14 protein-coding genes and 1 pseudogene are annotated in these 21,975 nt (G+C 60.9%); 2 read left to right on the forward strand and 13 right to left on the reverse strand.

Going from position 1 to position 21,975, the window contains the following annotated elements:
* Positions 1–158 precede the first annotated feature (158 nt).
* From BMOU_RS02620 to BMOU_RS02650, 7 genes and pseudogenes are all read right to left on the reverse strand, one after another.
* On the reverse strand, positions 159–1,004 hold the full coding sequence (locus tag BMOU_RS02620; protein WP_034874628.1) for an HD domain-containing protein: 846 nt from the start codon (positions 1,002–1,004) through the stop codon (positions 159–161).
* 36 nt (positions 1,005–1,040) lie between these two features.
* Entirely contained in the window at positions 1,041–1,940 is a 900-nt protein-coding gene (locus tag BMOU_RS02625; RefSeq protein ID WP_034874630.1) for a class II glutamine amidotransferase, read from the reverse strand.
* 66 nt (positions 1,941–2,006) lie between these two features.
* A pseudogene (locus tag BMOU_RS02630) lies at positions 2,007–4,248 on the reverse strand (KUP/HAK/KT family potassium transporter); the annotation flags it as partial.
* Positions 4,249–4,411: 163 nt separating this feature from the next.
* Positions 4,412–5,368: a TatD family hydrolase gene (locus BMOU_RS02635; RefSeq protein ID WP_034874633.1), complete on the reverse strand. Its 957-nt coding sequence runs from the start codon at positions 5,366–5,368 to the stop codon at positions 4,412–4,414.
* Between the two features lie 10 nt (positions 5,369–5,378).
* Complete coding sequence (locus tag BMOU_RS02640) at positions 5,379–6,929, reverse strand: MFS transporter (protein ID WP_034874985.1); 1,551 nt, start codon at positions 6,927–6,929, stop codon at positions 5,379–5,381.
* 62 nt (positions 6,930–6,991) lie between these two features.
* Entirely contained in the window at positions 6,992–9,322 is a 2,331-nt protein-coding gene (locus tag BMOU_RS02645; protein ID WP_034874635.1) for an alpha-L-arabinofuranosidase C-terminal domain-containing protein, read from the reverse strand.
* Positions 9,323–9,333: 11 nt separating this feature from the next.
* Positions 9,334–10,698, reverse strand: coding sequence for a glycoside hydrolase family 27 protein (locus BMOU_RS02650; protein ID WP_034874987.1), 1,365 nt, complete (start codon positions 10,696–10,698; stop codon positions 9,334–9,336).
* 310 nt (positions 10,699–11,008) lie between these two features.
* Here BMOU_RS02650 and BMOU_RS02655 point away from each other — a divergent pair, with 310 nt between their 5' ends.
* Positions 11,009–12,133 (forward strand): LacI family DNA-binding transcriptional regulator, encoded by a 1,125-nt coding sequence (locus BMOU_RS02655; RefSeq protein WP_051428866.1) that lies wholly within the window; start codon positions 11,009–11,011, stop codon positions 12,131–12,133.
* Positions 12,134–12,165: 32 nt separating this feature from the next.
* Entirely contained in the window at positions 12,166–13,200 is a 1,035-nt protein-coding gene (locus BMOU_RS02660; RefSeq protein ID WP_034874637.1) for an alpha-arabinofuranosidase, read from the forward strand.
* A 254-nt stretch (positions 13,201–13,454) separates the two neighbouring features.
* Here BMOU_RS02660 and BMOU_RS02665 read toward each other — a convergent pair whose 3' ends face one another.
* From BMOU_RS02665 to BMOU_RS02690, 6 genes are all read right to left on the reverse strand, one after another.
* Entirely contained in the window at positions 13,455–15,908 is a 2,454-nt protein-coding gene (locus tag BMOU_RS02665) for a glycoside hydrolase family 36 protein (protein ID WP_034874638.1), read from the reverse strand.
* Positions 15,909–16,158: 250 nt separating this feature from the next.
* Entirely contained in the window at positions 16,159–16,899 is a 741-nt protein-coding gene (locus BMOU_RS02670) for a hypothetical protein (RefSeq protein ID WP_171002016.1), read from the reverse strand.
* 136 nt (positions 16,900–17,035) lie between these two features.
* Positions 17,036–19,192: a glycoside hydrolase family 127 protein gene (locus BMOU_RS02675; RefSeq protein WP_034874642.1), complete on the reverse strand. Its 2,157-nt coding sequence runs from the start codon at positions 19,190–19,192 to the stop codon at positions 17,036–17,038.
* Positions 19,189–19,881, reverse strand: coding sequence for a YesL family protein (locus BMOU_RS02680; protein WP_034874644.1), 693 nt, complete (start codon positions 19,879–19,881; stop codon positions 19,189–19,191). Before BMOU_RS02680 ends, BMOU_RS02675 begins: the two co-directional genes overlap by 4 nt.
* A 166-nt stretch (positions 19,882–20,047) precedes the next feature.
* Positions 20,048–20,962, reverse strand: a complete 915-nt coding sequence (locus BMOU_RS02685; protein WP_034874646.1) for a family 43 glycosylhydrolase — start codon at positions 20,960–20,962, stop codon at positions 20,048–20,050.
* 42 nt (positions 20,963–21,004) lie between these two features.
* Positions 21,005–21,967 carry a carbohydrate ABC transporter permease gene (locus BMOU_RS02690; RefSeq protein ID WP_034874648.1) on the reverse strand — a complete coding sequence of 321 codons (963 nt, stop codon included), beginning with the start codon at positions 21,965–21,967 and terminating at the stop codon, positions 21,005–21,007.
* Positions 21,968–21,975 lie beyond the last annotated feature (8 nt).

The following is a 21,975-nucleotide window of genomic DNA, read 5'->3' on the forward strand; positions in this document are numbered from 1 at the left end:
ATCCCGGATGCGAGATGTTGGAAATCGTTGGAAGACCGACAACTTTCGCATCCGGGATTGCCGTATTCGGGAGTCACGTAACGGAACGGACGGTTCCGGAAGAAAGCGGGACTCCGCCGCATATCGCACTAAGACGACTGCGTGCCTGTTCCGCGTGCCTATTCGACGACGCGCATGTGGTATTGGGCGGCCAGAGGCTTGACGTCCACGATGCCGTAACGTTCAAGCAGGTGCAGCCACTCCCGCTTGTTGGATTCACCGAAACGGGCGGCCTTGCGGGCGTAGGCTTCGGCGGTAAGGAACTTCGGCGGAATCGACTTGCTGTTGTACTTGTCGGCCACCATCACGACCTCCTGCTCGAGATTCATCGGCACGTAGTCGGCCGGGGGAAGCGGGAGATTCTGGGCGATCACGGCCTCCTTGGTAAGGCCGACACCGGTGTGGTTACGGGCAAATTCGGCGATGGACTCATCCACGCCCTCGCCCAACAGGTATTCGTAGCCCTTCAGACCATGCTGTACATAATGCGGACCGTCGAATTTGAGCGGCTCACCGTCGGAACCATCCTGCTTGAGCAGAAAGTAGGTGCCGATGTCGTGCAGCAGACCGCCGATCACCACCATGCGCTCATCAATCAGCCGCGGCGGAACCGTGCCGCCAGTGATGCCGTCGGTCGGCGGCACGGCCGGGATGCGGAGCATGCCGAATGATTCGGAGCCCGGAGCGGAAGATGCACGAATGGACTCGCCACGCTTGGTCTTGCTGGGATTATCGGATTCGTCGGAAGTCAGCGCAAGGCCGAAATCACCGGTCTTTTCGGGCGCATCCGAAGGCAGGGTGCACCGACGCATGAACAAGGCGTTCTGCCGACGGGCCATGCGGCGGGCGATATCGGCCACGACCACGCAATGGCCATGAATCAGGTCATAGGCGGCCTGGGATTGTGCGATCTTCTTATGCAACTCGTCCACTTGAGCGAGCGTAGGGATGTATCCGGTTGTCATATGGCCCATCTTAGGCGCCCGGAAACTCGGCAGGGATCAGATGGAGCGGACGCGGAATTCACCGGTACGGTTGGAGGCGACGATCATCTGATCGTTCTCGAGGCGGGTCCAGCCATCTTCCGCATGCTGCTCGAAACCGGAGCTGGCCACGACCACGCCCTTCGGCTGGGCGATGGATTCGGCGGAAACGGAACCACCCTCAGAGCCCTCGCCGAGCGCACGATAGCGCAAGACACGGTAGTCGTGCGCCTGTTCGCCGCGGCCGTACTGATCGTAGATTTCGACGATGCGCTTGGAGGTGACCTCACGGCCGGCCGCGCACAGGGCGATGAGCTGATCCTGGCTCTGGATCATGCAGTTGTAGCTCGACTTCGGGTAGCTTTTACGTAGCTCGCGCACGGCTTGGGCCACAGCCTCGTCAAGCGCGAAGCCGAAACCGATGTACTGCAGGATCACGGCGAAGAAGATGGCCGAATCGGAACGGCCGCCGGTGGACTGCACGATATTCGGATCGACCGGGAAGGAACGGTTGGTGATGATATTGCGCCCTTGGTCGTCGGAGATATCGCCATTGTGGATGAAGCTCAATCCGCTGGCGTAGAACGGTTGCTGATTTTCAAGAATCAGCGGCAGGTTCGAACTGGCCAGACGCAGATGCCACAGGCCGCCTCGGGCCGGGGTGTTGGCGAGCTCGTCGAAAATCGGATCATGACGGGCGGCGATCGTGTTCTTGTAGATTGCGGTGCCGGTTTCCGGGGTGGGCGCGCCGCCGTCGCGACGGTATGGGGATTCCTCCGGAACGGTGACCAAGGCGGCTCCCCAGCCATCGTTATGCACCTCACTGAGATCACGGAATTCGCGTACGGCCCGCATGCCGAGCACACCATTGAGACTGGTGTTGCTGCCTGCGGTCGCGAATCCAAGTAATCTGCACATGGTTAGAACCATACCGACCCCACATTTCGACGCGCGTACACTGCTATCAGCATTCCTTATAGCGGGCGGAAACGCAATGGGCCGTTCCGACTGGCGGAGTGGGGTGCGGATGGTCGGGGTGAGGGAACGGTCACACGCGCTTAAGGCGGGGCGGGCGTTCGGTGGCGAGGAACAGCGGCTGGACCTCGATCAATGGGTTATAGGGAGCGAGCCCGAACCATTTGACCGGGGAACCGGCCAGACGGCGAATCGCATACTTGATCTGCAGGGATACCGCACCACGTTGCGACACCTTCGATTCGGGCATCAACGCCTTGTGAATCAGCACATAACGGATCGGACCGATGTTGACATCGGCGTCGAGCTTCGGATAGCGGCTCTCCTGCCTCGGCAGGTCGCCCGACTTCAACAGATCGTTCATGATCTGATGAATGTAGGCCGGCAAGGACTGCGAAACCTTGAACCCCAGCCGGATACGCACACGAAACAGAAAATCCGTACCGAAATTCTCAACCGAGTATTCGCGGGTGAACGGCTCGTCGGACGTCTCCACGGAAACGGCCCACCATGCGCGGGCGCGTTTCGGATGATTGGCGAAAATCGAGAAGAAGATGTCGGTGTCGACACGTTTCGTTTCCGAATCGGATGTCAGATAGACGATGTTGTCGGCGAAATACGGCACGGTGTCGTCGTCATGCAGCTGCCGCAGCACCGGCAGGCAGTCGGCTGGCTGCATATGCCGACGTTGCGCACGCTCCAGCTTCGTACCTTCATTCCACGTATACATGATTATCAGAATCGCCAATGTGAGCAGCATGGTGAACCAGCCGCCACGCAGGAACTTCGCCATGGAAGCGAGGAAGAACATGAACTGGATGGCCAGGAACAGCACGGTGAACACGATGGCGCCGAATCGTTTGCCGGAATACCAGATGTAGACGGCCAGCAGAATCGTGGTGGTGATCATCGTGATGGTCAGCGCCAGACCGTAGGCGGCTGAAATATGCTCGGAATCACGGAAGATCGCCAAAACAATCAGCGTTGCCACGCACAGCACGCCATTGACGACGGGAATGTACAGCTGACCACGCGTACGGGCCGGATAACGCACCTGCAGGTGGGGCATCCAGTTGAGGCGGGTGGCTTCCGACACCATGGTGTATGCGCCTGTGATCAAGGCTTGCGAGGCGATCACGCCGGCGGCGACGGACAGCACCACGGCGACATACCGCACAGACGGGGTCATCATCTCGAAGAACGGATTGAGGCCATGCATGCGCCGATAGGCGGAATCGTCCCAATGGTTGAGCATCCACGCGCCTTGGCCGAAGTAGCACAACACGAGCGCGATCTTGATGAACGGCCACGTGCAGTAGATGTTGCCTCGGCCGACATGGCCCATATCGGAGTAGAGCGCCTCGGCACCGGTGGTCGACAGGAACACGGTACCCATTACGGCGATGCCGGCCACATTGTGATGGCTGAACAGGAAGCGAACGCCATACACCGGGTTAAGGGCCGCGAAGACGCTCCAATCGTTGCTCAGATTCACAAGCCCCACAACGGCCAGGAACGAGAACCACACCATCACCACGGAGCCGAAGGTGCGCCCGATGCGCTCGGTGCCGTGCGATTGCACGGAAAACAGCACCACGATGATCACGATGGTGATCATCAGCGTGAGTTCCTTGTTCTCCGTCATCACATGCTCCAGCGCAGGCAGCGTCTCCAACCCCTCCACGGCGGAGCTGATCGAGACCGCGGGAGTCAGCACGGAATCGGCAAGGAACGCGGCACCGCCAAGCATGGCGGGAATCGCAAGCCACGCACCATATTTGCGAATCAACGAATACAACGCGAAGATGCCGCCTTCGCCGTTGTTGTCGATGCGCATGGCGATCAGCACGTATTTGATGGTGGTGATGAGCGTAATCGACCAGAACACCAGTGACAGCACGCCGAGCACGGCCTCGCGATCGGCGTTGGCCAGACCGCCCTGACCGTTGAGGAAGGTCTGCATGGTGTACAGCGGCGAGGTGCCGATATCGCCATACACCACGCCAAGCGCGACCACGGCCATGGAAAAGGTGACCTTGTCGGGACCGGACTGCAGTCGGCTCCACCAACGGCCCAAACGCCCCCTGTTGGCCACCTCATCGAGCTTGGCGGCTTCCTGCTGCCTTTCCTCGTGCTGTTTGATGAGCTCCTGGCGCTCCTCCTTGGTCAGTACCTTGTGCGAGACCTTAGGCGCCTGCGTATATGCCGCTGCATGGAGCAGCGGCTTTTCTTCGTCTGGCTCGTTCGCCATAACGCTTCCTCCAAGTGGCGGGCCTTGCAACCCGCTCCCAAAATAAAACGCAAATTGGCACACTAGGAGCGCCGCAAACCGTTGTCAAATCTTCACACGTGATTCAGTCCCGGCCAGCCACATCCGACGTCTGTTCCATGGAACGACGACTCTTCCGAAACCCTTATATTCCATACACTTTGCGCGTGGTCTCACGGGTGGCGCGCGCGATTTCAGCCAATGGCTTATCAAGATAGTTGGCGAGCGCCTGCAGGGTGTACGGAATCATGTACGGCGCGTTGGTGCGGCCTCGATACGGCATGGGGCTCAGGTAGGGCGCGTCCGTTTCGACCATGATGTGATCAAGGCCGACGAGTGTGGCCGACTCGCGGATGCCGTCGTTGCCTTTGTAGCTTGAGGTGCCGGAAAGGCTCAGATACCAGCCGTTCTCGCGTGCGATTTCACCCATTTCGGCGTCGCCGGAGTAGCTGTGGAACACGGTGCGTTCCGGAGCGCCGTCGGCGAGCAGGGTTTCGATGACCTCCTTGTGGGAATCGCGGTCGTGGATCTGCAGGGGCAGGCCCAGTTCCTTGGCGAGCGCGATATGCGCGCGGAAGGCTTCGCGTTGGAGTTCCTTGGCGGCTTCACCGGTGCGGAACAGATCCATGCCGGTCTCGCCGATGGCGACCACCTGGCTGGGGTAGGTGACCGCAAGGCGATGCACTTCGGCCATGGCATCGTCGAAGCTGGTGTCGTGCCATGGCTTGTATTTGAGCGGCAGGCCGTCAGGCCCGGGTACGCCGCGATGGCCGTGGAGTACGGATTCGTTGGGGTGTATGGCGATGGCCGTATGGACGACGCCGGGGTGTTCGCGGGCCATGTCGATGGCGGTCATGAGGTTGGGCAGTTCGCAGCCGCAGTCGATCACGCCTTCCACACCGACCGCCTGGGCTTGGGCGAGCAGTTCGCCGACACTGTAGACGGGTACCTCGGGTTGGCCTTTTTCCATGGCTTCATGGCTCATGGCGCGGGAAAAGGGCACCACGGCGGCCACATGTGTGTGGTTGTCGATGACGTGCGCGTCGTCGGGAAGGGGTTGCGGAGCCGGTGCCCAGCTGCGGTCGCGATGATGTTTGCTCATGTTGTTCAGATTAGTCCCGCCAGCAGTCGTTGTAGCTGATGCCGGTGAGGCGTTCCACGGTATTGCGGATTTCGGGGCTGATCTCGGTTTTCGACCCGCCATGCTGCAGCCGACTGATCTCGTTGAGCAGGATGCCGTCGGTCTCCTTGCTCAGACCCATGCGTTGCGAGGCGAACCAGCCGACGACCATGGCGAAGGCGAACCAGCCGAGCAGCATCGCTCCAATGCCGATGCGTGCCGCCGGTGGCTGTGTGTCGAGTTGGGAGTCGAAGCCGGTTGCGGCGAGCACCATGCCCGCGCCGATGGACAGCAGGCCGCTGCACAGCTGGCGTACGAAGGTCTGCGCGCCGAGGAACGTGGCCGAACGATAACGCTTGGTGACGATCTGGTCGACGTCCGCCATGTAGGGGAACACCTGCCACGGCAGGTATCCGCACAGCGACTTGAACGAGAAGAACCAAACCGCGCCGACGATGGTGAATACCGTCCACATGCCACGCGTCAGCACGCCCGACAGCATCCAACTGGCGAACATCCATGCCACGCCGATCAGGCAGCCCGCGAAATTGATGCCGTACAGCCGACGCGGACCGATTGCGATGACCGCCCAGCCGAACACCGGCATCAACGGCAGCGAGATCACGGCGCAGGTGAGCAGCATCGAGGCGAACGCGGCCGTGGTGCCCCAATCGTAGATCGCGAAAAACAGGAACAGCTGGCCGAACATATCCATCGACACCATCACCATGACGTACACGACCATGTGCCGACGGAATTCCGCGATACGCAATGTGGAGGCATACTCGCGTGCCATCGCGACGGCGCGACGCAGCCAGATCCGCGCCATGCCGCGAACATCGCCATGATGGCGGCCGCGGGCACGGTCGACGCCGTCGGCCTGCGCGTACGCGCCGAAACCGGCCTGCTGCGGCGTCATCTCCCATGTCGACCGCCAGCAGATCATGATCGCCGCCGAAAACAGTATGGTGACGGCGAATGCGAATCCCATGTAGCCGCCGGGATGGTTCTCCCCTACCGCCGCGAGCACGATGCCTCCCAGTAGTGGAATCAGCGTGCCCGAAGCGGTGGAAAGGAACAGCCGCACGGTGGACAGCATGGTGCGTTCGCTGAAATCCGTGGTCATTTCGCCAGGCAGCGTGCTGTATGCCGTGCCGAACAGCTGCGCGAGCATGACCCACATCACATATACCAGGCAGTACAGCGGCACCGGAAGGCCTGGAATCCATAGCAACAGGCCGACCAACACCAACGGCGCGACGACGGCGAGCACCAGACGGCGCCGCCCGAAACGCCGGCCGACGCGGAAGCGGTACAGGTTGTCGCACAGCACGCCGAAACCAAGCGCTGCGAACGCGCTTAGAATGGCGCTCATGCCGATCACGCTCTGCGTCAGGCCGATGTCCATGCCGCAAAAGCGGTTCCAGAACAATGCCAGATACGTGGCGACCAGCGCGCCCTGCCCTCCGCCGTACAGGTCGGCCATGCCGTAGCCGACGGCGGATGCGAAGGTGACCTTGCGTGGTTGCTGCGATTGCCGCATGATGCGGTGCCTGCCGATTGTCATTCTGCCTGCCTGCGATTATCTGCGATTGGCTTCGACCGTTATGCGATGGTGATGACGCTGAACGACCAGGCGGGTGCGGTATAGCGGCCGTCGGTCAGGTCGACGGTGGCTTCAACCGGTTTGGTGGGCGATTCCCTGCCGATTTCGCCGGCATATGGATCGTCGCCTTGCAGCACGGTGGCCGTGGCGTTGGATGCGGCTTCGCCGGTGACATCCAGTTCGCGGAGGATCTGCGCGATATCGATCTGCGCCGGCTCGGCCATGGCATTGACGATACGCAGATAGGTCCTGCCTTCCGCGTCGTCGCGTGCCACGGTGACGGTGCGTCTCGGCTCGTCCCTGACCTCTTCGCCGCCTGCGATGAGCTCTCCGTCAATGTACAGCCTCATGGCTTGGCCACGGTCGGAGATCTCGGCATGCACCTGCCATGTTGTGCCGGGCCGCACCTCGTTCATGGAGACTTCGGTGCCGGCAAGCGCGTAGCCGGTACCGTCGCGCACCACCTGCACACTGTGGCCGCGGCCGAGGGAGACGACGTTGTGATTCCTGCCGTCGACGTCGCCGCTGATCAGTTGCATGCCCCAACGGCCTTCGTAGTAGACGACGGTGGCATCGATGGTGTAGCCGTCCGCACTGATGTCGAGACCGGTGTCGATGCGACGGGCGTCGTACCGCACGTCGCCGAGTTGGATCCGCTTACCGGCGGTCGTGGTGACGGTCAGATCCTTCAGATCGGCTTTGGCGTTGCCGTCGATGAGCAGTCTCACCGTATTCGGCAGATCGCGGCGCAGTGCGGTGGGTCCTTCGAGCGTGACCGGCCATGCGGTGTCGGCCGTGGTGGTGGCGTACATCCGCTGCACCCAATAGCTGTATGGCAGGTAGGTGCGTTCGTTGTCGAAGTAGATGAGGTCCGGATTCCAGCTGTGGTGGCCGTTTTTGGCGAACAGCGGAGCGTAGGAGGCCATGGCCACCGCGTCGCCGTTCAGTTCCATGCGTCCCATGAACGCCGCTTCGGACAGCCCGTTGATCAGCTGCGTGTTCCACGAGCCGTATTCGCCGAGGTAGATTTTCGGGCCTTTGCGGTCCGCGTCGTCGTAATGGTCGAGATTGTGGAACCACCAGCTGGAGGATTGGTAGGAGTGCTCGTCGACGATCGGCACGTTGGCCTCGCGCGCATACTTCCAGCCTTCCTCATAGTCCTGGCCGCTTGGGGCCGGGCCGACGGTGCCGACGACGACGATGTCAGGATATGCGGCTTTGACCGCATCGAAGATCTGCTGGAAGCGATTCCTGAACACCGGGTCGATGAGGTCTTCGTTGCCGATGCCGAGATATTCGAGGCCGAATGGTTCCGGATGGCCCATGGCGGCACGTTTCGCGCCCCATTCGGTGGCGGTGGCGTCTCCATTGCAGAATTCGATGAGATGCAGCACTTCATCGATGTAGGCCGGCATGTCCTTCTGTGCGATCGGTACCGGCCCCTGGCTGGTGTTCTGGCAGCTTACGCCGGCCGGCAGTACCGGCAGCGGCTTCGCGCCGATGGTCTCGCACAGGCGCAGATATTCGTAGTAGCCGATGCGGAACGATTGGTGGTAGCCCCATAGGTTGAAGTTGTGCGGACGATGCTCCACTTCGCCGATGGTGCGGTCCCAGTGGTACATGTTGTCCATGCCGAGACCGTGGGTGATGCAGCCGCCCGGGAAACGCATGAATCGTGGGTGCAGCTCGGCGAGTGCCTCGACCAGGTCCGGGCGGAAGTGCTTGAGGCCCTTGTAGGTGGTGTGCGGCTCGAGTGTGACGAAGTCGAGGTCGACGGTGCCCGGCTGGGCGAAGGTCAGCCGTAGCGCGCCCTGCGTCGCGGCTCCGGCGGCAACGTTCAGGGACGCTTCGATGCTGTTCCAAACGGTATTGCCGATGGTGACGGTGGTTTCGGCGAGAACGTCGCCATCGTCGCCAAGCAGGGCGATGGCGACGGGCATGGGGGAGCCGGACGTGATACGCATCCATGCGGAGAAATCATAGGTTTCGCCGGTACGGAAGACCATGCCGTCCCAGCCGACGTTTTCCAATGCGACAGGGGCCTGCCCGACTTCGATTGCGGCATAGTGCGGGTTTTCGCATGCCACCGGGTCGTCGGTCAGCACGTCGAAGGCGGCGAACGAGCCTTCCGGCACGATTTTGCGCCAGAAACTGTAGTTGCTCCAGTCGGCGGAATCGGCACGATTGTATTCGAACGCGCCGTTCTGCACGAGGTCGGCGTTCAGGCCGCCGTCGCCGGAGTAGCTGATGTCTTCGAAGAAAATGCCCCACAGGTCGGTGCTGATGTTACGTACGCCGGCCTTGTTCAGGGTTGCGGTGAGCTTGTCCATATTCTTCCTTTTCAGAAGGGGCGGATTACGAACCAGAGGGCGCCGTGGGCGGGGATGGTGCCGCGGATCACGCGATCCTCGCCCTCCCCTTCGAGGCGCATGTCGGATGCGGTGCCGGGGGCATCGGACCATAGGTCGATGAGCGTCCAGTCACGATTGCGGCCGTCGATGCCCACGAAACTTTGCAGTTGGATGTTGCCTTTGAGATCGTAGGGGTCGCCGCCCGTCCAGAAGATTGCGCCATAATGGCCGCCAGGATGTGCGGAAGGTGTGCCGTCGGCCCATTCGGCCGCATCGGCGGTCCATATGATGAGGTCGCCGATGTAGCTTTCCTCGACGTTCCATTCGGCGAACAGCCGTTCGCGCACGATCTCACGATTGTTGGCGGAGCCGGCCGTCACCTCGCGCAATGCGGGATTGGAGAGCAGCGCAATCGCATCATCATCGCTGGTCGGCAGGTCGCCGCCGACCATCAGCGGCGAACGGCCCATGCACCACAGCGTCAGCAGCGTCTTCTGCTCATCGATCGTCAGTCGCGACTGCCGATCGTCGCCTCGTTCGGCACGCAATCCGATATGGCCGAGCGGTAGCATATCGGCATCGGCCCAGTGGCCGGTCCGCTGCAGCGGCGCCCAACGCGCAAGGCGAGGGAATTGCTGGAAAACGTCTTCCCACCGATCCCACAGATCGTCGGAGATGCGCCACATCTGCGCTACGTTTCGCAGAAAATCGACATGCGTGCTGGCCACCCAGCCACCCGGCGACAACGAGAGCGTGATCCGGCGACCATACCTCCTCTCCGCTTTCGCGATGGCATTGTGGTAGGCCTCGATCTCTTCCGGAAAGAACGGCGTCTGCATGTCGTCGACCTTCAGGAAGTCCAAACCCCACGAGGCGAACAGGTCGACCTGCGCGTCATACCAGGCCTGGGCGCCGGCATCGCCACGCTTCAGACCGTAGTTGTCGTGGTTCCATACGCAGGTATGCGCGGTGTCGGCAACATCCTGCGCGGTGAGGCCGGTGCCCTTCACCGGCAGGTTCTCATGCACGGCCTGGCGTGGAATGCCGCGCATCACATGCACGCCGAGTTCCAGACCGAGCTCATGCACCGCATTGGCGAGCGGGCCGAATCCTTTGCCTCCGGCGGAGCTTGGGAAACGATGCTCGTCGGGTATTTGCCGGCCGTATTCGTCGATGCACAACGGCGTGCCGTCGGAATACCCGTGGGCGTGGGCGTGGGGATCGAACCAACCGGCGTCGATCACCAGTGTGCTCCAGCCGGCGACTTTCAGATGTTTCGCCATGAACCGTGCATTGGCGAGTACTTCGTCTTCGGTGATGGTGGTGCCGTAGGAGTCCCAGCTGTTCCAGCCCATGGGCGGCCGCCAGGCCTTCGGCAACGTATCGGGCAGTGTCGTCATCGAGCCGCTCCTTGTTCGTTCGATTCGCCTGATCGCTTGGTGTATGTGTTGCGTTTCGTGGTCGTGACTGCCGGACCATTCCGGCAATCATGATATGTACCGTTACACATTCTATTGGAGTTTTCTCATTGCACAACTTACACGGCGATTCGGTGAGTCTGCTGATTTTCCAATGTTTTCAACAGGAAAGACTTCGACTTTACAGAAACGTAAAACTATAATATCGTTACATATAATCAGCGATCCATTACCGAGGAGGCCATGCATGACAACCAGTAGGCCGACACTGCGCGATGTAGCGGCTGCGGCTGGCGTCTCCCCCATGACCGCATCGAATGCGCTGCGCGGCAAGACCGGCGTCAGGGAGTCGACGCGGGCCAAGGTGCTCGCCGCAGCGAAAAAATTGGATTACCGCATCAATCTGACCGCCAGCATGCTGAAATCCGGCCGCAGCAACATCATCCACGTCATCGTCAACGAATTCGATTCGCCGTTCTATTCGAAACTCACGCAGGCGCTGAGCAATGAAATCGTGGCACGCGGACTCATACCGTTCATCGAGCAGACGCGCTATTCCGCCGACGCCGCAACGCATGCGCTGACCACCAACCCGTTCTCCGGGCAGCTGTTCGACGGCGAGATCATCCACGCCTGGGGGCTGGACGCGCATGTGCCGGTCGCCGCGCTCAACGGTGGCAGGCCGTTCGTACTGGTCGACGCCTGCGAGGAGACGCCCACGCTCGACGCCGTGAATTTCCCCAACGAGGAAGGCGAGCGGGCGGCGGCACAGCTGCTCATCGATCACGGATGCCGCAACATCGCGATCGTGGGCCACGCTTTCGCCGAACGAGCCGATCTGGCGCACGCACAGAACGCGTTCGGACTGCGGCTGCGCGGTGCATGCGGTGCGATCCTTGACGCGGGGCTGCCGTATGACGCATCAGCCGTGTTCGAGGCGGGCAGCGCCGCCGACGGCATCACGGCCGGCCATGCGATCGCGCGTCAGATTCTCGACGCACGTTCCGGCAACACGGATGCCCTGCCGCCGTTCGACGGCGTCTGCTGCGCCAACGACTACGCGGCGTTCGGCGTAATCCGCGGTCTTGCCGACCACGGCATCCGCGTACCGCAGGATGTGAAGGTGATCGGATTCGACGGCGTAAGCTGCGGCTCGTATGCGACGCCGTCGCTCAGCACCGTCGAGGTGAATCTGGAACAACTCGCCAAATACGCACTCGACATGCTGACCGCACGAATCGAACATCAGGCCAACGGCGGAAACGAGGATGGCGAGACCCTGCCGCCGAGCAGGGCCATCATCGGCTATCGGATCGTCGAACGCGAATCCACCGCAACCCGCCCCTCCGAATGCTCCGCGCACGCTCTCTGACGGAGAAGAACCACCACCGACAAAGGAATCCCATGAACACCACCGAAGCCTACATTTTCGTGCACTTCATCGGCGACGAGAAGACACCGACCGACGAACAGCTGTATTTCGCATTAAGCCGGGACGGCGTGCACTGGCAAGACCTTCGTCCCGCCGGAAAACCGGCATTGCAGTGGCTGGGCGGCGAAAAAGGCGTGCGCGACCCGCATATCGCACGCGATCCGCACGGCGGATTCCATATCGTGGCCACCGATCTGAGCATCTATTATCGCGGCGGCTGGGGGCCGAACGACGGTGCGACCGCGAACGGTTCGACGGGTCTGGTGATCTGGGACTCCCCCGACCTCGTGCACTGGAGCGAGCCGCGCCTGGTGGACGTCGCGTCCAAGATCCCGGGCGCCGGCATGGCCTGGGCGCCGGAGGCCAATTGGGATCCGGTCCGTGAGCAGTGGATCGTGTTCTGGTCCACCCAGTGCAACATCGAGGAGCCGGGCAATCCGCTGGCCAATGAGCTGGGCGATCCGACGAACGTGTATTACGCGACCACACGCGATTTCGTCACGTTCTCCGATCCGGTCAAATGGATCGACCGCAAGAACGTCATCATCGACTCGACCATGCTGCTCGACGATGACGGCTGGTGGTACCGTGCGTCAAAGGATTCGGAAATCACCATCGAACGTACCCGGAACCCGTACGCGGTGACCTATGAGGTGCTGCGCACCGACGATCCGAACGAATGGTCGTACGTGGGCACGCTCACCGACATCCTCGGCAACGGGCGCTACTCCATGCATTATCTGGAAGGTCCGGAACTGTTCCGCTACAACGATGCGGACGCACATGAAGTGGATGGCAGGAAGATGCCGTTCGGCCTGATGTGCGACCAGTATGCGGAATCCAAGGGCTATCTGTCATTCCGCACCGCCTCGCTCGCCTCGCATGATCCGGACGATTGGCAGCGTGCCGACGACATCGATTTCGGCACCTTGAAGAAGCGCCACGGTGCGATTCTGCCGATTACGTCAGCCGAATATGACGCCGTGCAGGCCGCCTTCCGCCTGTGAGGATCGGATTTTAGGATTGTGACGCTCGTCCGGACATGGACCGGACGGCTGGGCCGTGCACGATTCGCCCTGAAAGGTCCTCAGGCGGATCGTGCGTGAATAGCCTGGGACAAAACCCTTGATATGCATCCTCTCAATGGAATATTCCTATTGGGGGGTTGCATATTCGAATGGTCTTGAGGGAAATCGAGTACACGATTTTCCAGAATACCGATTCTGGAAAATCGTGCGCTGCTCAATGATCCATCAATGCCCTACGAATGCCGAATGGCGAAGATGCGTGCGGACGGACCATTGGTGTCGGCCGCGGTCAGGCGAATGGTTTCCGGATCGAGACGTTCAATGGTCCACGGCTTGGTTTCGGGCGCATGATCGGGATTGTTCGGATCGGGGAAAATCTGTTCGATCTCATCACCTTGGGCCAAAGGCATGCAGAGGGATGGGGTGCCGCCTCGACGCCAGATGATGATGTAATCAGTCTGAAGGTCCGTATTCGATGAGCCGCCTTCCGTCTCGCTCCGCCAATGGGAGGCGGCTTCCGTATGACGCAGGCCGGAGGTGAGCCACTCCGCATTGAAATCGGGCAGGCCACCGGGCCAGAACGGTACAAGCGTGGCCTGTTCGGTGAGTATCCGCCGATGCAGGGCGATGGCATCACGCACCAGGCTCAATCGCGGTTCGGTCATGCGATCGATGAAACCGGATAGGTACAAACGGCCCATCACACCGGTCGCCAGCGTGAACACAGCCGTCTCATCGTCCATCTCCTGCTGGGCGTAGCCCCAATTGCCCTGCTGTTCCGGCAGAATCGTCAGCCCGGCCCCAGCCGCAATGGCCGCGTAGACGAGCGGATCGCACTGGTCGGAAGTCGACTGCAGATCCAACCGCGACAGCTGCGCATAATCGGCACGCATGGCACCGGAACCGCAATTCTCGATCATGATTTCCGGATGCCGACGGCGCAGATCATCGAGCCAATCCACATAGGCGCGGCAATGCCCAAGCAGGCCCTCGCCAACCGACCCGGCCTCGAAATCGGTGCCGACGCCGGGAACGGTGTTGTAGTCGAATTTGAAGAAGACCGCACCGAAATCGTCGATCAGCCGGTCGACGGTACGCGTGACGTGCGCACGGGCCTCAGGAGAGCGGAAGTCGAGCAGGTAACGACCGGAATCGCACACGCGCACACCGTGGCGCTGGAAGAAAGCACTGTCCGGAAGCGTTTTGGCGAGCGGCGACTTCACACCGATTACTTCGGGCTCGAGCCACAATCCCAAACCCATGCCGTGTTCGCGAATGGTGTCGGCAAGCCCTTTCAGCCCGACTTCGCCGAAACGGTTCGTGGAGGCCTGCCATTCGCCGACCATGTCCCACCAACCGCCGTCGGTGCTGTCGTACCAGCCCGCGTCGATGCAGAAGATGTCGGCGCCGACGCCCGCCGCGCCTTCGATCAACGGCAGCTCCTTGTCGATGCGCGGGTCTCCGAACAGCGTATTCATGTAATCGTTGTAGATCACCAGGCCTTGCATTCGTTCGAATTCCGCGGTACGGCCCAGCTCACGGGCCTTGGCCGCACGCAGGGCGCGGCGCTGCAGCGTCATTTCGGCGACGGCCTGCTGCCAATCACCGGCAACGATGGCGAACGATACCGGCACCGCTTCGAAATCATGGCCCTCCCCTAATGATGTGAACCACTGATGATCCTGATATTCCGGCCCGAATGCGGTGATATGCAGGCCCGGATCGTCTTCACCGACCTCCCATTCCCATGGACCGTTGTGTTCGATCTGCCACATCACGGAAAAGTCGCGGGCCTTGCGGGAACGGCGATGCTTTGATTCCTCGACCTGCACGATGCCCGCCGGCTCGTGCACGCCGGTGCTCCACGTGGAAGTGGAGCTCAGCGCGACACGAGAGCTGGATTGGCCCGGATTGATGCGCTGATTGCGATCACGCACCTGGGTTTCGCGAAGCGGTCGCATATGCCAGTCATTCTCCACGGCCCAAGCCGCGTCGCCCCAGAGCAGCTGGGAGCTTTCGACCGTGCCGCCATTGACGGTCAGGGGCACGGTGAGATTCAGGGATGAGACCGCCTCGACGAAGCATGGTTTCGGTGCGTGCAGTCTCGTATAGGTGCGCACGGCGGACAGGCCCGGGTAGGCTTCAAAGACGGTGGTGACGGTCAGGCCGGATTGCGGGGCGCCCGCAGCGGCGTCGGGCATCGCCTGCGACGCGTCGATTCGTTGCGTCTGTTCACAGTTCCGGGAAGAGGAAACGTCGTCAACCGAACGATCCCGCTCCGTGGCGACGGGCTCAAATTCACGCCCCATCGGCTGAAGCGCTTCATGGGATGCGAATTGGGTGATTTCCAGACGGTACGGCTCGCCGGAAGTCGCCGCGGGTTCGCTTGCACGGGCCGAGACGAACCGCAGCTTGCTGCCGGCGACGGTGGCGATCAACGACAGACGATTGTCTTGAGAGCCGGTATTGGCGACACGCACCTCGACGATTGGCCGTGCGTCACGTTCCACCGCCGCGGCAACCCCTTCGAAGCCATCTTCCGCCGCGGCCATGTCCCGTCCGGCGACATTGGCAAGCCGAACCGGGGAATCCTGCGCGATATCGAACAGCATGGAGACCACACCGTTGCCCCACGCAAGACGACCGTCCGATCGTGGAAGCAGTGGAATCATGTTGCCATCGGCCATAGTGCGGCTCCTTCGCTCTCCAACACACCCCGTTAGGCAATGTGCATCATTTTACGCAATATCACTAGCTTAAGCGGTACAGGCGAGGGATGACGCGCACGTGTGTCCACCCCGATCGGGAAGGCCGTACATCCCCGATGTTAGGGGCGTGCAGTTGAGCATCGCCCCGCCCCATCGGCATACGCCGACCGAACGGAACGACGAATCAGACCCGGATCCGCCGCGATGCGGACTCCAACACAGTCGGACGCTACTCGAATCGCAGATATTCGATGAACCTGATTGGCATGTCCTTGCTTTTGGTGACGTTGCTGAATCCGATGATCATCTGCTTCTGCGGCAACCCTTTGACGGACTTCCACACCTTCGATTTGGACAGGTCGAATCCCACGGCCTTCTTCACATCCGTGACCGGATTGCCTTTGGCGTCGACCAACGAATCCTTGACCCGTTCCAGTTGCGCCTCGTCCATTACCTCCGCCGGCTTGGTGATGTCGCCGCGATCGTTGACTTCCGCGAACGTATCGGCATCGGTGACGATCATATTGATCTGCCCGGAGGAGACCATGGTGAGCAGGCGTGCGGAACCGTCCTGCGCATTTTCGGAATCACCGATGGAGATGGACGTATCCATCTGCACCAGCCGGCTGTCGGAAATCTTCTCCGTCTTGACGAAATCGGAGCCGAGCCGGTCGAGCTGGTCGGCGTACCCGCCCATATTGATGCCTTCGACGCTCAGCTCGGGGCTCGGCCCCTTGGTGAGATAGGAAATGCCGAACGCGGCGATGATGACGACCACAATGGCGATGATGACGGTATAGGAAAGAAAATTTTCTTTGAAATACGGCCATTTTTCAGCCGTCGGCAGCTCATGTAGCGTCTTCCATTTCGACTGCTTCACATATACGTTGGATCGAGAGAGCTCGGCCACGGCCGCCTTCTGCTCGTCGGAAAGTGCATACTCGTCATCATCATGCCGTTCATCGGCCATAGTAATCCTCGTTTTCATCACTGCCATTCATGCATTCCGCGGGCAGTCTACACCTTCGATTTTCGATTTTGCTGGGGGTATAGAATGCCCCCGCGGAATCTCGCATGCCGACCATCGGGATGATGGCCGTCAAACGTCAGCCACGCAGGAATACCGTCATCTCGGTTTCGCCACGATTGGCCCATGCGAAATACGGGATAAGCGTGACTTCCGTCGGTTGGCGTTGTGCCGGCCGCCACAGTGCGTACAGCGGCTTGCCGTCGGCACCCTGCGAAGACTCCCGCCAAGCGGGAACGGTCAGCGTGACCATCGGCAGACCGACCGGCTCCACTTCGCCCAAGCCTCGTTCGTCCTGCGCGGCGGCCTGTGCATGGAAGGTGATTTCGTTGACTTTGACGACGTCCGGATCGGCGGCGATCGTCTCGACGTCGGCATGCAGCAGATGCAGATTGTCGCCGTTGTCGGTGCCTTCTGCGCAGTAGGCCAGCGGGCCGCGGACGAAGGCGACCTTGCCTGCGTCTTCGCGCACAAGAGGATTGGTGGCAATCATCCTGACCGGCATGGGGAAGTCGAAGTCGATGACGTCACCGTCACGCCAGGTACCGGTGAGGTAGAGATAGCCGTCACGGATGGTGCGTGTGATGAGGGAATCCTTCTCGCCCGTGGCATGGATGGAGTCGGCGGCCGACTCGCCACCGGCCCAGGCAGGCAGACGAAGGGCCAGGGTGAAGGGTCCCGGAGCCTTCCCTGCATCGGAGGGAGGAAGGGTCACGGTGATGGTACCGGCGCCATTCCACGGCATACCGGCCCGCGCTTCAAGGGAGACATCGGAACCGCCGAGCTTCGCGGACACCACGCCACCCATATACAGGTGCACATACAGCGTGGAGGCATCGTCGGCCACCGTGTAGGCGTACTGTTGCACGTTCTCCACGATGCGTGCGATGTTCGGCGGGCAGCAGGCGCAGCCGAACCATTTCTGACGCACCGGCTTGACATGGTACTTGCGTTCGTCACGATGGCAGGCTTCGGGCACGACCTCAAGCGGGTTCACGTAGAAGAAGCTCTTGCCGTCGAGCGCCATACCGGCCAGCGTGGTGTTGTACAGCGCGGATTCCATCACATCCGCATATTCGGATTTGGGCCGGATCTCCAGCATGCGGCGCGCGAAGAACGCGAGCGCGATGGCGGCGCAGCTTTCCGAATAGGCGGTGTCGTTCGGCAGATCGTAGTCGAAGGAGAAGGCCTCCCCCATATGCGTGGCGCCGATGCCGCCGGTGATGTACAGCTTCTTGTCGACGATGTTGCGCCACAACCGTTCGCAGGATTCCAGCAGTTTCGGGTCGTCGGTGATTCTCGCCACGTCGGCCACTCCGGAGTAGAAGTAGGCGGCGCGTACGGCGTGGCCGAGTGCCTCGGTCTGTTCGGTGACCGGTTTGTCGGCCTGATAGTAGGCGTAGTGCTGCTCGCGGGCCTCGTAGTTGCGGCCGTCCTCTTCGGCGCGGCGACGATCTTCGAGCTCGAAGTAGAGTGGCTTCCGGCCTCGCTGGCGTACGAAGTATTCGGCCAGGTCGGCGTAACGGGTTTCGCCGGTTGCCGCAGCCAGCTTCACCAGTGCCATTTCGGCGATCTCATGGCCCGGATAGCCGTGCAGCTTGCCTTCCTCGGTACCGAATCGGGAATCGATGTAATCGGCGAATCGGCAGGCCGCATCGAGCAGTTTGCGCTTGCCGGTGGCCTCGTAGTAGGCGACCGCGCCTTCGGCCAGATGCCCGAAGCAGTACAGCTCGTGATGGTCCTTCAGATTGGTGAAATGACGGTCCATGCCGTTCAGGATGTAATAGGTGTCGAGGTAGCCGTTCTCCAGTTGCGCCGCGCAGACGATGTCGATGGCCGCGTCGGCGGTCGCTTCGAGTTCGGCGTCGGGATGGTGGGTCAGCGAGTAGCCGACCGCTTCGATCCACTTGGAGAAGTCGGTGTCTTGGAATACGAATCCGTAGAACTTGTCCGGATCGGGATTGGCCGGGTCGTCGGGTAGCGCTTCGAAGCCGCGGAAGGTGTATTGTGGCGGCACGAAGGCCTTGCCCTGTTCGCGGTGTTCGGCGTTCTGCGCGGCCGCCGCCCTGAAGTTGTGCATGCAGTAGCTGGGTGCGGCACCGGGAACGTTGTCGTTCAGCGCATTCCACTGATAGGGGATTACCGCGGTGCGTACGAGCTCCTGCTCGGCAGCCCAGAACGGGTCGGTGACGGTCGCGTCTTTCAGTGCGATCGGATGGCTATGCTGATTGGTCACGAGAGGCTGCCTTTCTGTGCGATGCCGGAGTTGTTGTCTTGTTCCATGGGTTCGAGTACATGCACGTCCATGCCGGGTAGCCGTCCCCACGAGTAGACGGCCATCATGGTGGCGAAGATCGGCACGGCTACGCCGAATGCCATCATGAGGCCAGGCCATGTGTAGTAGGCCCAGATGGTGATGACGAAGAGGAGCAGCACCATGAGACTGCACAGCGGGCGGGCGATTACCATTGAGAGCGCGGTGCGCACCACCCACGGCAGCTTCTCATCGAAATTGACGTGCACGGCCCAACTGAGGAATACGAACAGGCCGTAGAGCAGATTGATGAGCAACAGCGCACCGGAAATCGCGAATCCTATGACGCCCAGGTCGTTATGTTGCACGAACCAGTATTCCCACACTAACAGCGCCCAAACGATGAATTGCGGCCAACCGAACAGGTTGGCGGATCCCAACTCCTCCAGCCATGCCTGATGGAAGGTACTCCAAGTGCGCCTGACCGTCCAGGAACGGTCATCGATGTCGAGCAGCCACGAGCGGAAAGTGGCATATGATGCGGCGATGGAGGGGAACAGGCCTCCGACGATCAGACCGAGTAACGTATGCGCCACGAAGGCGACGTTGACGATGACAATCATCATGATGATGCGACAGATGAATTCGTAGCCAACGGCGAATCGTTTCATGGCACTACCTCGTTGTATCGTGGTTTCGTTGAAATCCCAATATTTCTATCGTTATAACGATATACCACCTCCGTTGCACGACGTGCGTGAGGACGGAGAATTCACTCCGGCAACAGGAGAAGATGAGAGCGTTGCCGGAATGAATCCGCCGTGGGAGCAACGGCAGCTATAGGCCGTTGTCCCACGAATCATGCCAGCTTAGTTCCGCGTGGCGCCCATCGATGACGATCGGCAGGGTGACCAGCTCGGAATTACCCAGATCCTCCGGATGCCAACGGTCGCCGATATACAGAAAGCGGCTTGCGTGCCACTGGTCGGCACCATCGAGCGGCACGATGATGTCGCACTGGGACTGGTAGGTACGCGATCCCTCCGGCGTAAACGGCCTGAAATCGCTCCACGGACCGTGCAGGTCGGCGGCCGTGGCGAACATGTTGTCGTTGCAGTCCCAGCCGGTCAACTGTGAGCCGAACCAGAAGTAGACGCCGTCCTTTTTGATGAGGATCGGACTTTCGTAACCGGCCCAGTAATCAGTGCCGCGCAAGCAGACCACGTCTTCGCCGATCGACAGGTAATCGCCGGAAAGACGGTAGATGTGGGTGCCGTGCGGACGATCCTCGCTGATGATGTAGCCGGTGCCGTCCTCGTCCTGGAAGACGCCGATGTCACGCGACTCGTAACCGCGGAATTGCAGCGTGCTCAGGAATTCGAACGGGCCGGTCGGCGAATCGGCGACCGCCGTGCCGATATGCGCATACGTGTAGTCGTTTTCTCCGTCGACGTGCAGGTACATCACGTATTTGCCGGTTTCGGGGCAGCGCATGACCTTCGGCCGTTCGATAATACGGCCCGGGCCGGTAATCGACCCCTCCTCGCCGACTTCCAGCACCGTGCCCTCATTCCTCCACGCCACGAAATCCGTGGTGGAATAGCAGGCGACGCCCTGAAAAAGGTTGCCGTCGTTCTTGATCTCGCCATACGCGTACCAGCGGTCGCCGAACCGCTGCACGCCGATGCCATGCAGTTGCGCGATGCTGCCGTCGGTGTCCGTGAACAGCTGGACGCCTTGCATTGTTGCCATAGTGAATCCTTGTATTCGTAGTTGAAAATCGGTCTTAGTGCGTCAGCCCTTGACCGCGCCGATCATGACGCCCTTGTTGAAGTATTTCTGCAGGAACGGGTAGATGACCAGCAGAGGCAAGGTGGAGACGATGATCACGCCATACTTGATTTGGTTGGCGAAGTCGCGCTGCTGAATCAGGTCCATGCCGCCGGAGTTCTGGCCGGTCATGCCGGTCTGATTGGCCAGCAGTATGGAACGAAGCACGTTCTGCAATGGCAGTTTGTCGTTGTCGCGGATATACACGAGGCCGGTGAAGAAGTCGTTCCAGTGACCCACAAAATAGTACAGTGCCAGCACCGCGAGAATGGCGGAGCTCAATGGCAGTACGATTTTCAGGAAATAGCCGAAGTAGCCGAGGCCGTCGATCTGAGCCGCGTCATGGAGGTCTTCGGGGATGGAGCTTTCGAAGAACGAGCGGGCGATGATCAGGTTCCACACGCTCACGGCGCCCGGCAGAATGAACACCCACATGGAGTCCAGCAGGCCGAGCTGCTTGTACAGCAGGTAGCTCGGAATCAGGCCGCCGGAGAAGAACATGGTGAACGTCAATAGGAACAGGATCACGCGGCGCGGCTTGAATTCACGACGGGACAGCGCGAATGCGGCAGGAATGGTGACCAGCATGTTAAGCGCGGTGCCCAGCACGGAATACACTATGGTGTTGCGGTAGCCGACCCAGATTCGGGAGTCGGCGAACACCTTGGCGTAGCCGCCGAAGCTCATGCCTACCGGCAGGATGGAGACCTTGCCTTGGTTGACCATGGTCTGGTTGGATACGGAGGCGATGATGACGAACCAGATCGGGTAGATGATCGCCGCCACGGTCAGCGCCAGCACCGTCCAGATGACGATGTCCACGATCCAGTCGGACACGGTTTTCTTCTGATGGACCTTCGGATTGAAAGGGATGTCGGCGGAGCTCACTTTGGGAGCCGGGGACGGATTGGTTGCTGCGCTTGTCATGATGTATC

This window comes from Bifidobacterium moukalabense DSM 27321 (genome assembly GCF_000522505.1).
GTDB lineage: Bacteria > Actinomycetota > Actinomycetes > Actinomycetales > Bifidobacteriaceae > Bifidobacterium > Bifidobacterium moukalabense.